General features: G+C 43.3%; 8 protein-coding genes. 1 reads left to right on the forward strand and 7 read right to left on the reverse strand.

Features of this window, described 5'->3' with window-relative positions; all coding sequences use genetic code 11:
* Positions 1-266: 266 nt before the first annotated feature.
* The 6 genes from H524_RS14995 to H524_RS0108290 all read right to left on the reverse strand — a co-directional run bounded on the left by H524_RS14995 (position 267) and on the right by H524_RS0108290 (position 6,842).
* The gene (locus H524_RS14995) at positions 267-1,025 is read right to left on the reverse strand and encodes a flagellin N-terminal helical domain-containing protein (protein WP_052339002.1); all 759 of its coding nucleotides are present in this window, start codon (positions 1,023-1,025) and stop codon (positions 267-269) included.
* 719 nt (positions 1,026-1,744) lie between these two features.
* Positions 1,745-2,425, reverse strand: a complete 681-nt coding sequence (phoU, locus tag H524_RS15000; protein WP_044121823.1) for a phosphate signaling complex protein PhoU — start codon at positions 2,423-2,425, stop codon at positions 1,745-1,747.
* 277 nt (positions 2,426-2,702) lie between these two features.
* Positions 2,703-3,470: a phosphate ABC transporter ATP-binding protein PstB gene (gene pstB / locus H524_RS0108275; RefSeq protein WP_027939877.1), complete on the reverse strand. Its 768-nt coding sequence runs from the start codon at positions 3,468-3,470 to the stop codon at positions 2,703-2,705.
* Positions 3,471-3,745: 275 nt separating this feature from the next.
* Positions 3,746-4,732, reverse strand: a complete 987-nt coding sequence (gene pstA, locus H524_RS0108280; protein WP_245580453.1) for a phosphate ABC transporter permease PstA — start codon at positions 4,730-4,732, stop codon at positions 3,746-3,748.
* 57 nt (positions 4,733-4,789) lie between these two features.
* Positions 4,790-5,665 (reverse strand): phosphate ABC transporter permease subunit PstC, encoded by an 876-nt coding sequence (gene pstC, locus H524_RS0108285; RefSeq protein WP_044121825.1) that lies wholly within the window; start codon positions 5,663-5,665, stop codon positions 4,790-4,792.
* Between the two features lie 373 nt (positions 5,666-6,038).
* Positions 6,039-6,842, reverse strand: a complete 804-nt coding sequence (locus H524_RS0108290) for a phosphate ABC transporter substrate-binding protein (RefSeq protein ID WP_027939880.1) — start codon at positions 6,840-6,842, stop codon at positions 6,039-6,041.
* A 1,888-nt stretch (positions 6,843-8,730) separates the two neighbouring features.
* Here H524_RS0108290 and H524_RS15005 point away from each other — a divergent pair.
* On the forward strand, positions 8,731-10,161 hold the full coding sequence (locus H524_RS15005; protein ID WP_052339003.1) for an MATE family efflux transporter: 1,431 nt from the start codon (positions 8,731-8,733) through the stop codon (positions 10,159-10,161).
* A gap of 402 nt (positions 10,162-10,563) precedes the next feature.
* Here H524_RS15005 and H524_RS0108300 read toward each other — a convergent pair whose 3' ends face one another.
* On the reverse strand, positions 10,564-14,388 hold the full coding sequence (locus H524_RS0108300; RefSeq protein ID WP_027939881.1) for a hypothetical protein: 3,825 nt from the start codon (positions 14,386-14,388) through the stop codon (positions 10,564-10,566).
* Between the last annotated feature and the right edge of the window lie 253 nt (positions 14,389-14,641).

Genomic DNA, 14,641 nt, shown 5'->3' on the forward strand with positions numbered 1-14,641 from the left:
TGTGCCTACCTAAAAACAGTCAAATCTGACTTACCTACAAAGCATCTACTCTAGTTAGTTAAAATTAGCTTTCTAAAAAGCGCCAATTTTAATGATCACCAACTACCATCCTCTACGCAAGCCCCAATTTTACAAAATCACCGTTTTGGTGCAGTGAATGTAGATTTTTGCGACCTATATCTAAATTTTCAAAATCCTAGATACAACATTATAAGCGTCGATAGAAGTTATAATACGTATAAAAATATTACACTATTCGGGTTATTTTAAGCAGCTAAGATGTCGCAGCTATGATTTTGGATTGCGCCTAGGGCCGCACGCTTAGAATCGACGATCTCAATCATTTTGTCGATGTTGGCTAAGGTAGCTTGTGCTAAGCTTGCTGAACTGATAACCCAACGTACTGTGCCACCGTTTTTAGATAGACCAACATCCTTTTCGTTAAATTTAATATTGGCCATTGTCGCAATACCACTCAAGTGGAAACCCTCGGAAATAGCCAAGGTAATCATGTCGTTGGCATTTGCGCCGACCTGGAAGAAATACTTGCCAGTGGCATCCTTTAATGTGTCAAGAGGGTTGTTATTACCGTCCTTAGCTCCAACACTCATAAGAACATGAGCGCCTGCAAAGGTTGTCTTTTGACCAATACGGGTAATTTCTGCACAGAGTGAATCTACTTCCTCTTGAAGAGCCTTACGATCTTTAGCTGTATTAGTACCGTTGGCTGCTTGAACTGCGAGTGTACGGATACGCTGCAGCATGTTGGTGGTCTCATCGAGGGCACCTTCGATGGTCTGAGCTAAAGCGATACCGTCGTTTGCATTACGGTTGCCTTGGTTGAGGCCATTAATCTGGGAGGTTAAACGATCGGCGATCTGCAGACCTGCTGCGTCATCCTTGGAGCTGTTGATGCGAAGACCTGATGAGAGTCTTTGATATGAGGTATTTAAAGCAAGAGTTGAGTTAGCGAGCTTACGCTGAGCGTTAATGGAGCTCACGTTAGTGTTAACGTATAAAGCCATTGCAGTTCTCTCCTTTCGTTATAAGCAGAGAGCCAGCATCACTTTTAATGCCACTCAATCTTGCCGATAAGAAATTCGTGCGTTTAAAACGCAGATAGCTAATAGTTTTGTAAATTTGTTTTAAGAAAACATCCTAAATGCTGATGTATCCTTATTCTTGATACAACTCAAGCAACGAGCGTACCAATTTACAAAGGCTTACATGGCCTGAATTTACAGTTAAAAATAATTGGCTTGTATGTAAGTTAATGCTCAATAACCATCTTTGCCTATGGGCTAAGACACACTTTGCCACTTGAACTATACAGATGCTCGCGATTTGATCATTTTGTGCGGCAAATGCAGGCGTCTAACAGTTATTTTGTAAGCTTTTGATCGGTAATATATGAAAGGAGTTTTTGGGGATGGCTAGGCTTGCAGTTAAGCACTGCCTTAGTGAAATGACTTGAGGGAGTTTGAGGGATTTAAATCGAAAGGGACTGATATACATCCCACGATAACTGGTAAGAGCTTACAGAGAATGTACTGCATTAGTGAAATGACATGAGGGAGTTTGAGGGCATTAAAGGCAAAGGGCATGATATACATGGCCTTGATAAATAGAAAGGGCCTGATATACAGGCCCCACGATTGAACTTCTGGTTGTTTTTCACCATCTTTTTAAGCGGCTAGAAGCTATGCCGCCAAGGTGATAAGAATAAACGGCTGAGGTGATATGACTAAACGGCTAAGGTGCCAGCAACGCTTTGAGCTGCGTGCTTATCTGGGTGCTCACCTAAAACACGGAACACTGCCCAATTGGCAACGTTTACAGCATGATCGCCAATACGCTCTAAGTACTTGGCAATCATGCACAGGTCGATGATGGTTACGGCGTTATGGTTGTGCTCAACAATGAGGTCAACCATTAAAAGACGAACCTTCTCTAAAAGGTCATCTACCATGTCATCAGCCTCAATAACTGACTTGGCTAAAGCAACATCAGAGTTGGCAAAGGCCTCGACTGACTCCTTTAACATCTTCTGAGCGATAGTTGCCATCTCTTCAATAATGGCAAAGTGAGCCTGCTCTTTGAAATCGATGCAGGCGACGATCTCAGCAATATCGCTGGCCTGATCACCAATACGCTCTAAGTCGGTGATCATCTTTAAAGCTGCAGATACCATGCGCAGGTCAGAGGCAATTGGCTGCTGATGTAAGAAGATGTTTAAGCACATCTGCTCAATCTCTCGCTCTTTAGCGTCGATGAGGTTATCTGACTTTTGAATCTTATTTGCCAGATCTATGTCTTTCTCATGTAAAGACTTGATGGCACCAGCTAATGCATCTGAGCATAAGTGGCCCATCTGTACAATCTCATTGCCTAAATCTAACAGCTGCTTATTGTAAAGGTCACGCATTGTTTTCTCCTTATCAATACACACACATTGAGGAGCTAGTGGCTGCTACCTGAGGACTTATCAAGGCTCTTTTTGTCGTAGGACTTATAAAGGCTCTTTTGGTCGTAGGACTGATAAATGGTTCTTTTCTCAGGTAGCTAACTAAATCCTGTAGTCTCGACTTGCTTAACAACATCTAAAGCTTCTTATGGATGCAAAGTAATTAACCGATATTGTTTGTTGAAGCTTTGGAGTGCCGCCTTGGCGGCACAGGTTTTTGAGGTTGTAAAAAGTACGATTAACCAAAACGACCGGTGATGTACTCTTCGGTACGCTTGTCTTGTGGCTTGGAGAAGAAGGTGTCGGTGTCGTTGAACTCGACTAAGTCACCAAGTAAGAAGAATGCGGTGTCATCAGAGATACGCACAGCCTGTTGCATGTTGTGGGTAACGATGATGATGGTGTAGTCTTTCTTTAAATCAGCGACTAAATCTTCAATCTTAGAAGTTGAGATTGGGTCAAGAGCGGAAGTTGGCTCATCCATGAGCAATACGTGTGGCTGAACAGCTAATGCACGAGCGATACACAGACGTTGCTGCTGACCACCAGAAAGGCCTAAAGCCGATGACTTAAGACGATCCTTAACCTCATCAAAGATAGCAGCCTGACGTAAGCTGCGCTCTACGATCTCGTCTAACTCTGCTTTGTTCTTGATGCCGTGAGTACGTGGACCATAAGCGATGTTATCGTACACGCTCATTGGGAATGGGTTAGGCTTCTGGAACACCATGCCTACTTCCTTACGTAAAGCAGATACGTCTAAGTTTGGCTCTAAGATCTCAGTGTCGTAGTACTTAATAGAACCAGAGGTAGTAACGCCATCAACTAAGTCGTTCATGCGGTTTAATGTCTTAATAAAGGTGGACTTACCGCAGCCAGATGGGCCGATGAATGCAGTAACAGCATTTGGCTTGATCTGCATGTTGATGTCTTTGAGAGCATGGTGAGAGCCATTGCCGTACCAGAGGTTGAAGTTACTTACGTTGAAAACGATATCTGAGTTCATACTTCTATCCAAATAAGCCGTCACTGACAAGTGAACGACTAAAATCGTGGTGCACACAACACAACTGTTTTTCAGCGCTCCTCCTTTATAGCTTCACTGGAGTTTTCCTTCGCGCTGAGGGCAAGTCTTGATCTTGTGATCTTTTTTGTTGCTTGTGAGCCTGGAATCTTTTTTGAGTAAGTCACGTGCATGTTTGTTTTGCTTGCACGTGCTCGTTAGCTTTCTTACTTTTGCTTTGGTGTGGACTGCGTTTGTATCAGTCCACTTAGTGTGTATTAGCGGGCGTTCTTGCCTGCACGACGCTTCATCTGAGCACCAACAGTAGAGGCTGCGATGTTGATGATTAAGCTTAATACAAGCAGGATTGCTGCGATAACGAAGGCAACTTCAAACTTACCCTGCTCTTTTGCGTATACATACAGAGCTACGGTTAAGGTTGCACCTGAGTTCATCATGCCGTCGATAAAGCCGTTTAAGGTGTGGGCAAAGCCGGCGGTGAAGAGCAGAGCTGCAGACTCACCTAACATACGACCAACAGCTAAGATACAGCCAGTTACAATGCCGTCTACACAGCAAGGTAAAACTACGGTACGGATAACGCGGAACTTAGCAGCACCTAAACCAAAAGCACCCTCTCTATAGCCTGATGGAACAGTCTTTAAGCTCTCTTGAGTAGTACGGATGACAGTTGGCAGAGTCATGATTACTAAGGTTAAAGCACCTGCCAAAAGTGAGGTCTGAAGACCAAAGAACTGGCAGAAGATGAGCATACCCACAAGACCGTAGATGATAGATGGGATACCTGCTAAGGTCTCAATTGCGTACTCAATGATGTTCACTAAGCGACGTGAAGTTGCATACTCATTTAAGTAGATAGCTGCTCCAACACCCAGTGGCAGCACTAATACTAAAGCTGCGATGATGATGTAAATGGTGTTTAAAATATCTGGCAGCACACCAACAGTACGCTTTAAGTAGCTTGGTGAGCTAGTTAAAATTTCCCATGAGAAGTATGGGATTGACTGAAAGAGAATGTAAGCGATTAAGAAGATAACTAAGCTAGCGGTAAGGCCTGTGCAAAGGTACATCATGGAACGCATGGTAAAAGCATAAAGCTTTCTTTGGGTGGCGTTCTTTGATGGCTCGAAAAGGTGATGGGTATCGCTCATAGAATGACCCTTGCTCTTAGTAACTTTAGTTGAAATTGAAACTGATGTGTCTGACATGGTGTATGACTCAGTACAAACTTTGTAATTCAGCACTTGCTAAGTAGATCCATCTACACATGGAGATGGCCTACTTTTACTTCAATCGGCCGACTAGATACGGCCCTTCTTTAAGATGAGGTTTAAAGTAGCGTTGATCATCATGATGAAGACGAACAGCACTAAAGCGATGGAGAAGAGAGCCTCGCGCTGCAAACCAGCTGCATAGGACATTTCTGAAGCCACTGCAGTGGTTAAGAAACGTACAGACTCGAAGATAGATGGCATGTTTGGTACGTTACCAGCAACCATCATTACAGCCATTGCTTCACCGATTGCACGGCCTACACCTAAAACTACTGCTGAGGCGATACCGCTTTTTGCAGCTAATACGCTTACGCGGAAAACAGTTTCAATCTTGTTTGCGCCTAAGGCTAATGAACCTAACTCGTACTCTTCAGGAACTGCTCTTAAGGAAGTAATAGACACCTTAATAATTGAAGGCAGAATCATGATGGTAAGTACTAAGATGGCTGCTAATAAGGAGGCACCATCTGGCAGATTAAATACGCTTTGTACTAAAGGTACTAACACGAGCATACCGATGAAGCCGTAAACTACTGATGGAATACCAGCAAGCAGGTCAATCATTGGCTCGATAACATCGGTAATACGCTTTGGTGCTAACTTGGCTAAATAGACAGCGCAGAAGAAGCCTAATGGTAAACCTAAAATAATGGCACCAACGGTACCGTAGATGGAGGTAAGGATGAATGGGAGAATACCAAACTTTGGCTCCATGGCATTTGATGCCCAGGTATCACCAAAGAGGAACTCAACAAGACCAATTTCGATGATTGCAGGTAAGCCTGCGATGATTAAATAGATGCTGATGAGGACAACAAGAGCGATATTGATAAGACCGAAGCAGAGGAAGAAATAACGGGCTGCCTCTTCAATATCCCATTTAGAAGACTTTGTTCTGATCATTTAAACAAACCGGATTTCGTTCAATCAAAAAGCCTGTAAGGCTCGAGCGACTTTAAAGCCGCAAGTGCAGCTAATGATTTAGCTGTCACTGCACAGGAATCTCTAAGCAGAGCCTCTCAATTACTAAGACCACTTTCTTTCAGTCTTTACATGCTCAGGCTTAGAGTTCTGTGTTCTAATGCACCTGCATAGCCCTGATCGGGGGAACTAGGTGTCTAACTTTCTTCTTATTCTCTTTCTCAGGCTGCACCGTTAAGTGCAGCCAGAGGAGAGCTTTGCAGTTTTACTGCACGCTAACAACATAATTTGCTAGCTGTGTACATAAATATGTACTTTGAGTTGCGGCGGATTTTTCTGATACCGCTCTTAACTCTTAGCGCTTAACTGGAACAGCACCAGTGTCGCTAACGATTTGATCTACATCCTTAGATAAGGCGTAGTTTAAGAAGCTCTTAACAGCATCAGACTGCTTAGCATCCTTCTTAGTTACTAAGATGAATGGACGCTGTAACTTGTAAGAACCGTCCTGAACAGTGTTAACGTCAGCGTGAACACCACCAACAGTTAAAGGCTTGATCTTGTCAGATACTGCGGATAAAGAAGCGTAGCCGATAGCGTTAGGATTCTTGGAAACAGTAGCGATAACGTCACCAGTAGAGGTGAGTTCCTGACGGTACTTGCATACGTCCTTGGTGCCAGTTACAGACTCAAAGCCATCACGGGTACCTGAACCAGCCTCACGACCGATTAAAACTACTGGATTATCAGCACCACCTAACTCCTTCCATGACTTAACTTCGCCAGAGAATAACTTCTTGATCTGCTCTAAGCTTAAGTCGCTTACTGGGTTAGCTGGGTTAACAACTAAAACGATACCGTCTAAAGCAACAGTCTCACCGTTTAAGGTCTTGGTCTCGTCACCCTTTAAAGCACGTGAAGAAAGACCAATGTCGCAACGACCCTCGGCAGCAGCCTGGATGCCAGCGCCTGAACCAGTTGGGTTGAAGGTGAAACGGATATCTGGGTTCTGGTTAGTGAAAGACTCACCGATTGCGCCAATGAGGTGCTCCATGGAGGTTGAACCCTCAGTTGCAACAGAACCAGCAGCATAAGCTGAAGAAGCAACGGTCATGAAAGCGGTAGCAGCGATAGCGGTAAATAACTTAGAAAACTTCATAAAATAACTCTCCTGTTTTGAAGTTGTCGCTATCTTAGAAACTCAAAGTTAAAAAATTTTGGCCCAATTGTTAAAAGATCGTAAATCACCAAAAAAGTTAATAATGCTTCCTAAAAGATCACCACTAAATGCGCTCAAAGCCCGTATAAAAGCCATTTGTAAACATCAAAAAATCTTTTGTAAACAAAAGTTAAGTGACTGTTCCCCATTTACCTAGATCATCTAACATTGCCCGTATAATGGCCTCTCTTGCTCAAATGTTAAGCGCTAGTTAAATGTGTGACTTAGAGCAGAAATTTTTTCGTAGGCTATCTTTATTACATACAAATATTGCATCTATGATTAAGCAAATCAACGCGTTCTATCTGTTACTCACAACAACTTAACCAAAACTCCCTTAAACGTGTCTCAAGTCCCAAAACTTTGTAAACAAAATGCAATGCAACGCTAAAAACAGCATAAACAAGCCATTTACAAAATCATAGCAAACACATCTAAAGCCCTATTTAATGTATCTAGATCCGCATATACAAGCGATCTTTGACTACAAAACTCACGATCTTGCATACAAGTTTGTATTAGATCTCACATCATGGTCACCACATAATTAACACACACGAAAAGATGCTCTGACATCACCTTATACGAAACTGTTGCGCATAGTAGTAGCCATTCTTATTTGTTATAAGCTGCAGCTATAGCTTGGGCTTAACAATCAATATGATCCCTGATGCTTTGGTAGCTCTATGTTATCTGTCTACGGGAGTGTCCAGTCTTTAGTGGACTTTTTGAGGAGCCTTGGTGACATTTACTGCTCCTGCTCTCATAGCTTTATATAGACGTGCTGCAAGTGCCTATCTTTGCTTTGTATGCAGGTGCCACGTTTGCCTATCTTTGCTTTGTATACGGGAGCCACTTTTACCTACCTTTGCTTTGTATAGACGTGCTACATTTGCCTACCTTTGCTCTGTACGACGGATCTGTTTGAGGTGCAAGAGGTTGGTGCTTGAAGACTATGTGGGATTGATTGGTTCAATCCTTATGAATCAGAAGTGTAGATGGCTTTGTGGGCTTGATGTATTTTGATCTTGCTGCACCTAAATGCGGTGGATAAAGACAAGATGGGCGGCGATGAACGTTATAAATGGGCGTTTATAAGAAAAATATCGCACTTGCTAGCTTTTTGAGGATGTATTGCTATATGATAGCCACCGCTACTGAATAAGTACTCAATAGTACTAATATACAAATGCTAGTGCTCTACTTTAGATCAAGACCAATAGATGTTCATGGCCAAGTTTAGCCAATACAAATGAGCTGAGTACTTTGTATATGTAGTGCATATAAGAAACTTAAGTTAACTGTTTCCTTGCGCTTGTTGTTACAAGGCTTAGCTAAGCTTGATGGGCAAGTACGTTTACTGTCTGTATGTCTGCCTACATGTTTAGCTAGCAATCTATTTGAAAATACAACATTCTCTAATCTTGACTATCACAACCTTAAAGCAGCTTTTAGCTTGAGGTTGTTGGCAAAGATGTTTATACGCTCAAGACATAGAAAGACGATTTAACTTGCCATCAAAACAAGGTGATCTTAGTGATGGCGGGCATATGCTGTAAAGGTGTCTCATCTACCAGTCGCATCTCGTAGTTATTGATGGCCCCTTGGTCACTGCCATGATGTAAGTAAGTGGCTTTTTCTGACCATCTATTTGTGTCAAAGAATGTTGTTTTGGTGTCTCCTGTTAGACAGGAAAAGTTTGTGGTTGATCTTAAAGTATCTATCTCATGCATGATGATTCTCTTTAGACATGTGCTAGATACTCACTAGAGCTCTTGGTTAACAATATAAGAGTGCAAGAAAGCGTTAAGCAGGAATTACTTTACAAATGGAAAGCAACGAAAGAAGTCCACGTCAGCTCTTTGCTGGCGATGAGATTGTTCCGAGTTTTGCCTCGGATATGCGACGCACTTCTAAGCTGTTCTTACCTATCTTCTTAGGTCAGATTGCTACTACTTGCATGTCAGTTGTAGATACAGTCATGTCCGGAATGGCAGGTGCAACGCAATTAGCTGGTGTAGCCATTGGCGCATCCTTATTCTGGCCAGGTGTACTCTTTTTAGTCGGTATGTCTCTTACTATTCAGCCAACCGTAGCTCAATTGCGCGGTGCTGGTAAAACTGAGCTCATCCCACAGAAGATGCATCTTGCTACTGTCATCATTCTGATCACCTCAGTTATTGTGGGCATCATCTTAGGCTTACTCTCGCTAATCTATAAGATGATTCCAGGGGCCGATCCTGAGATGGCTCATGTAGGTCAGTGGTATTTAATCTCTGTGTCTGCTGGTATGCCTGCCTTTGCTATGTATAACATCTTACGTGGCTATTGGGAGGGCCTTGGCAACACTTTACCAACCTCAGTGTTTGGCTTTATCGCTTTAGTTCTAAATATCCCACTTAACTACATCTTTATCTTCGGCTTCTTTGGTATTCCGGCTTTTGGCGGTATTGGTTGTGGCATTGCAACCTCGCTTACTATGTACCTAACCTGCATCTTCATGTATTTGTACGTACGTAGAGCCAAATGCTTTGCACGCTTCCGTATTTATGAGCACAGCTTCCCAATCAAGAAGCAAGATGTTAAAGACTTACTGCACTTTGGTATTCCTCTAGCTTTCTCACTAACTGTTGAGGTTACCTGCTTCTCATTAGTCTCACTCTTGTTAAGCCCATTCGGACCAATCATTGTGGCATCTCACTCCATTGCCATGAATGTATCGGCATTCATCTTCATGATCCCAATGGCTCTAGCCTCTGCTACAACTATTCGTGTGGGTGAAGCTATGGGTGCGCTGCACTGGAGACGAGCCTTGCGAACTACCCTTGGCTCATTTATCTTAGGCGGTATCTTCTTTGTCTTGAGTATCTCGGTATTGCTCATTACTAGAGAGCAAATTGTCGATCTGTACACTGACGATAAAGAAGTTATGCTCCTAGGCTCCTTACTCTTAATCTTCTGTGCCTTCTATCAATTACCTGACTTTATTCAGGCAATTGCTATTGGTGTACTGCGTGGTTTTAAAGATTCCAAGGTCATCTTTGCCATTACCATCGTCGCATACTGGATTGCTGGTATGCCGGTTGGCTATATCCTGGCTCACGGTCTCTTTACTGGTAATCCAATGGCAGCTCAAGGTTTCTGGATTGGCTTTATCACCTCTTTAACTGTAGCCTCCATCCTGTACATCATCCGTATTGTGTATCTGTTTAAGACCCACAATCTGCCAAAGACATTCCACATATCAGTTGGCGAGTAACTATCAAATATCGCCTCTAATTATCCGCTAGGATAAGATCTTCATTTAGTCCTCAGGCACAGCCCTGAGGACACCACATATTTTTCCCCGCCAATCTAGCCTCTTAGGACAATTTAAAACAGCGCCCGCTCACTTTTGTTCTCATACGTATCTTTCACGCCATAATGCCTATGTGCTGAGATTGCCGCCACTCGTTTCTTCAAATGTAACTGTCCGCCGCTTTCATATACTTATCAGATAGCTGCCCCTGAGATTTGGCTGCAACTTTAGCTGCAGCTATAGCTGTAGCTGTAGCTGTATCAAAGGAGCGATGCGATCTGTAGAGGCAAGGTGATGCTTGCCTCGCGAGCGGCATCTTGAGCTATTGATTATTGGCTATTGGATGGCGAGGCTATTTTTAAGCTAGTTATATGCTGTTTTGCTCTTACGATTTTTGATGTGGCGAATGTAGAAGTGGCGCAAATAGAAGCATAAGATCAATAAGATGATGCCGCCAAAGGAGACGTAGTAGCGCCAGTGCTGTACGTCGGTTACATCCGTACGACCGTGATTTGAGACAAAGCCGCCCATATGACAACCGCTTGCAGTGCACTTAATCTCACGACCATAGCCACCGGCGTTATCCCAAATATAGTGAGGGAAGCGCAGTGAGATGTTCTTAGAGGCAAAGACCTTATTGTTATGGTTCATAAAGTCAGTGATAAAGCGCATTAAGGCCTTTGGATCAGCACCAAAGCGTCGCATATCGGCATAGCTTACACCTGGCTCAACAGTAAGCTGATACTCAGCTACTGCCACATTACCGCTAAAAGACACTTTATCAATTGGCCTACCTTTTTCGTCGGTATCCACACGGAGTACAACATCACGGCCTACCTTGAATAAGGAAGTAACGTAGGTTTGTGAGTCTGCACCGTTGACTAAATCTAAAACTGACTTAGTTCCAAGCTGTAAAGATCGCATCTGATAAACAGTGCCATCAGGACCTGCAAGGCTCAAGATGCCATTGTGGACGGTTACATTGTTAGCCACCACATCGCCTAAGATGGAGCTCTTTCCAGCAAAGTGCTTAATATTAATAGTGCGGCCAATAATATCACCTGCGAGCACTACACGAGACTTATCATTTCCAATATAGCTAAGCTTATTTGGATCATGGATTACAGGATGATTGTTCTCATCAAGTAATACACCTAAATTTAAGTCCGTAGTTAAGTAGCGAGCAATGATAGAGTTAGTGGTCAAGCCGCTCATAGCTGATGTACGAGGCAGCTGTACTACACCGTCAATTAAATCGGTATTGCGATGATCTTGTCTAATGACAATCTTGCCTGATACATCAGGAGCTGGATTCCACAGTGAGTAAATGCCACCGTTAACTACACCATTAGTAGTTATGTGAATGTTCTTAACAAACGATGCGTCATCAATATAGATAGCAGCTCTTTCACCTTCAACGACACCATCAATGATGAGATCTACAATCTGAGGGCCTTTAAGATCATCTGGTAGTTCTAACTCAGCTGCTTTTGCTTTTGAGGAGCTGTGGTTTAAATAATCAAGAGTTCTAACACGGGTGTATGAACCACGATACTCAATTAAATCTGAGTAGATGTTAGATCCCATATCGACCTTAACACCAATACCACCATCGCCTAAAGCACCGATATAGCCAGATAAATAAGCATCGTTATTGCAGCCGTATGTATAGGCAAGTCCAATACCATTTCTACCAGCTACCACAATCGATGACTTAGGAGTTTGGTAATAGTAGTTATTTGAGCCGTCAATACGAACGCCAATTGATCCTGCGCCTACTGAGCTTACCTTGGATCCATGCATAACGTCATTGTATGAACCGTAAATATGCACGCCGGTTGCTAAAGGCGCACGGGATGGAAGCTTTGGATTGTAGCCGCCTGTCTCATGGTCATAGTAAGAGAAGTTAGAACGGACATTACGTGGCACTTTAAAGCCAGCTGAGCCAAATGAGTAAATGGAGGTACCATAGAACTCGCGTGGTTCCATGCGATAGCCAAGATCTGAGAGCATGGTCATCTCAAGCTCAGTTAGCATGGAGTAGTTCTTGTACTGCTCAGAAGACAAGATGGTATTGCGCAGCTCTAAATTAGGCTTGCCGGTAATAGAAAATGACACCGGAATACCATAAAGTTCATGCTTAACTGATCTATCACGGTATTCAATAGCAGTTGGGATGGACTCAATAGCCGGTACATCATAAACACGAGCGTTTTCACCTTGCAGCTCTTTACGACGTTGTTTAGCTACTGCTTGCAAGTCAGCATTTAACAATACGGCCTCATCTACTTCACCGCTAGCTAAGGCAGCAGCAATTTCCTCAGGCTTTACATCCTGACCATTTTGAGCCTCGCCATAAATCTCACGGTTAAACTGACTATTGCTGTTCTTACTACCAAGGCTTGCGCTACTCTCACCCTTGCTACCTTGGTTTTGGTTATTCTCACTCTTGCTATCCTGGCTAACACTAGCTAAAGACTGGTTGTCAGCACTTGCGATCTGGGTAGCTGCTGCGTTTGCAGCAGTGCTTGCAGAGGTGACCTCTGCTTCGATTGCAGCGTCATCTGAGACGACGGTGCTGCGGTTTTCAACAATGGCGGCACGCTGAGCTAAATCCTCGCCTGCCTTGCCAACTTCACGCCATGAGGTAGATTTATTCTCTTTACCACCCACAATGTCCATGGTTCTCCCTGCAACCTCGGAGACTTTATTAAGCACAGTGGAGGTATCTGACTTGGCATTGTGCATAGCCGAGCCCTTTAAAGCTGGATGAGCATGACTCTCATAGCCCTTAGGACGCACATCGGCAAGATCAGTTCGTAAATCAGCACCGATCTGCATAGCGATGGTGGCATCAGGTGTGCCCACATCGAGGCTTGCTGAAGAGTGCAGATCAAACTTGCTATCAACATTGCCTACAGATAAGAGGTGATTAACATTGTTACCCACAAAGAACAGTTGGCAATTATTCTTTTGATTACTGTGCGAGCAATCCTTGCCTAAAGAAGCTAAGGCTGTATTAGGCTCAACAAACTTTTTTAAGCCTACTGAGTACAAATGCTTATCAAAAGAATGGAGTGTCTTGCCAAAAGAACTATTCTCAGTCTCAAATGATGAGTTAAAGCCAACTAAACGGGCACCAATCTCCATACCTTGAGGCAAGTAGTTGGCGCTCATGGCATTAACGCCCACTGACTGTGGCTCACCTAAAAAGACGCCCTGTCTTGCCACCTCTGGTAGCGGCATTGAGAGCAATAACAAGCCATTGTATCTTTGATGGGACTTACACTTACCCTTTAAGTCAGCCTCAATATAAGTCATGCCGGCACATGGACCGACCTCATAGACGCGATCACGTACTTGAGACATGTAGTACAGTGGATAGCCACCGCGTTTAACGCTATCTACTGGAGTACCTAAAGTAGCTTCGCCATTATGATGGGAGGAAATATCTGATGGCTTTACAAAGCTCTTATCTGATCGATTAGAGGTTATAGCATGGCCGATATCAACAGCACTAACCGCCTGACGCATATCTTCAGCTTTGACGATATACAAAGGTACGTTGTAATCAGAAGCTTGCGGGGTATAAAGGTGCAGAAAGTAGGATACAAAAGTAATACCACGGTGCATTTGATCAACCATATCCTCATGGTATTCAGCGCGTGGTTCTAGATTTCTATTTTCAACCTTGTATAAGAGCGTATCCCACAGTAACTCTGAGCCGTCGTGTTCTTTGCCTAAACTGTCGACGTTGTAAAGAGTATGCGGCACCATATGCATATTTTCGTGTTCATTTGGTGCAACTTGTCTTGCAGTGGCATCAGCAAAACCAAAGAAGCGCCTCCATAGGCCCTCATTTACACGCGCTTCTGGTGTAATGTTATGGTAGTCAGGGGCTGCATGATTTGGCACATACTCATGAGGATTATCTGCATAAGACTTAATATCTGTTGGAGCAATGCCGTCGTTTGCACTAAGTATCTGAGCTGTGCCGTTTTGATTTTCAATGAGAGTATCGCTCTTAGCATTACTGTCAGAGGCATAGACAATGGCCCCGTTGCTAACAGTCAGCAAGAGTGCGCATGAAGCTAGTCCGAAACCAATTGAGCGGAAGTTGGGATCAGAGTTAAAGATCTGTTTGAAGCTAGCTAACTTACGTTTTAAGCGGCTATCAGAACGTTTCATGTGCAAACCAAAAATGACCAATACAGTCGACAAATAAAGAGAATACAGTTACGTTACGATCATACTATTGCGGGCTTTTTATATCTATGATTGTGCACACACAATGTGACGAAAGCGAGATTGTGCAACTATTCTGCAACCAAAAAGTTGAGTTACCCTACGCTGATAAAATACAAAATCAAATTAAATGCATGATAAATAAGGCATTGAAGAGCCTCAGTAAAAAAACAAAGCCCCCGCACCACTAAAGATA

The organism is Anaerobiospirillum succiniciproducens DSM 6400 (assembly GCF_000482845.1).
Classification (GTDB): Bacteria; Pseudomonadota; Gammaproteobacteria; order Enterobacterales; family Succinivibrionaceae; genus Anaerobiospirillum; species Anaerobiospirillum succiniciproducens.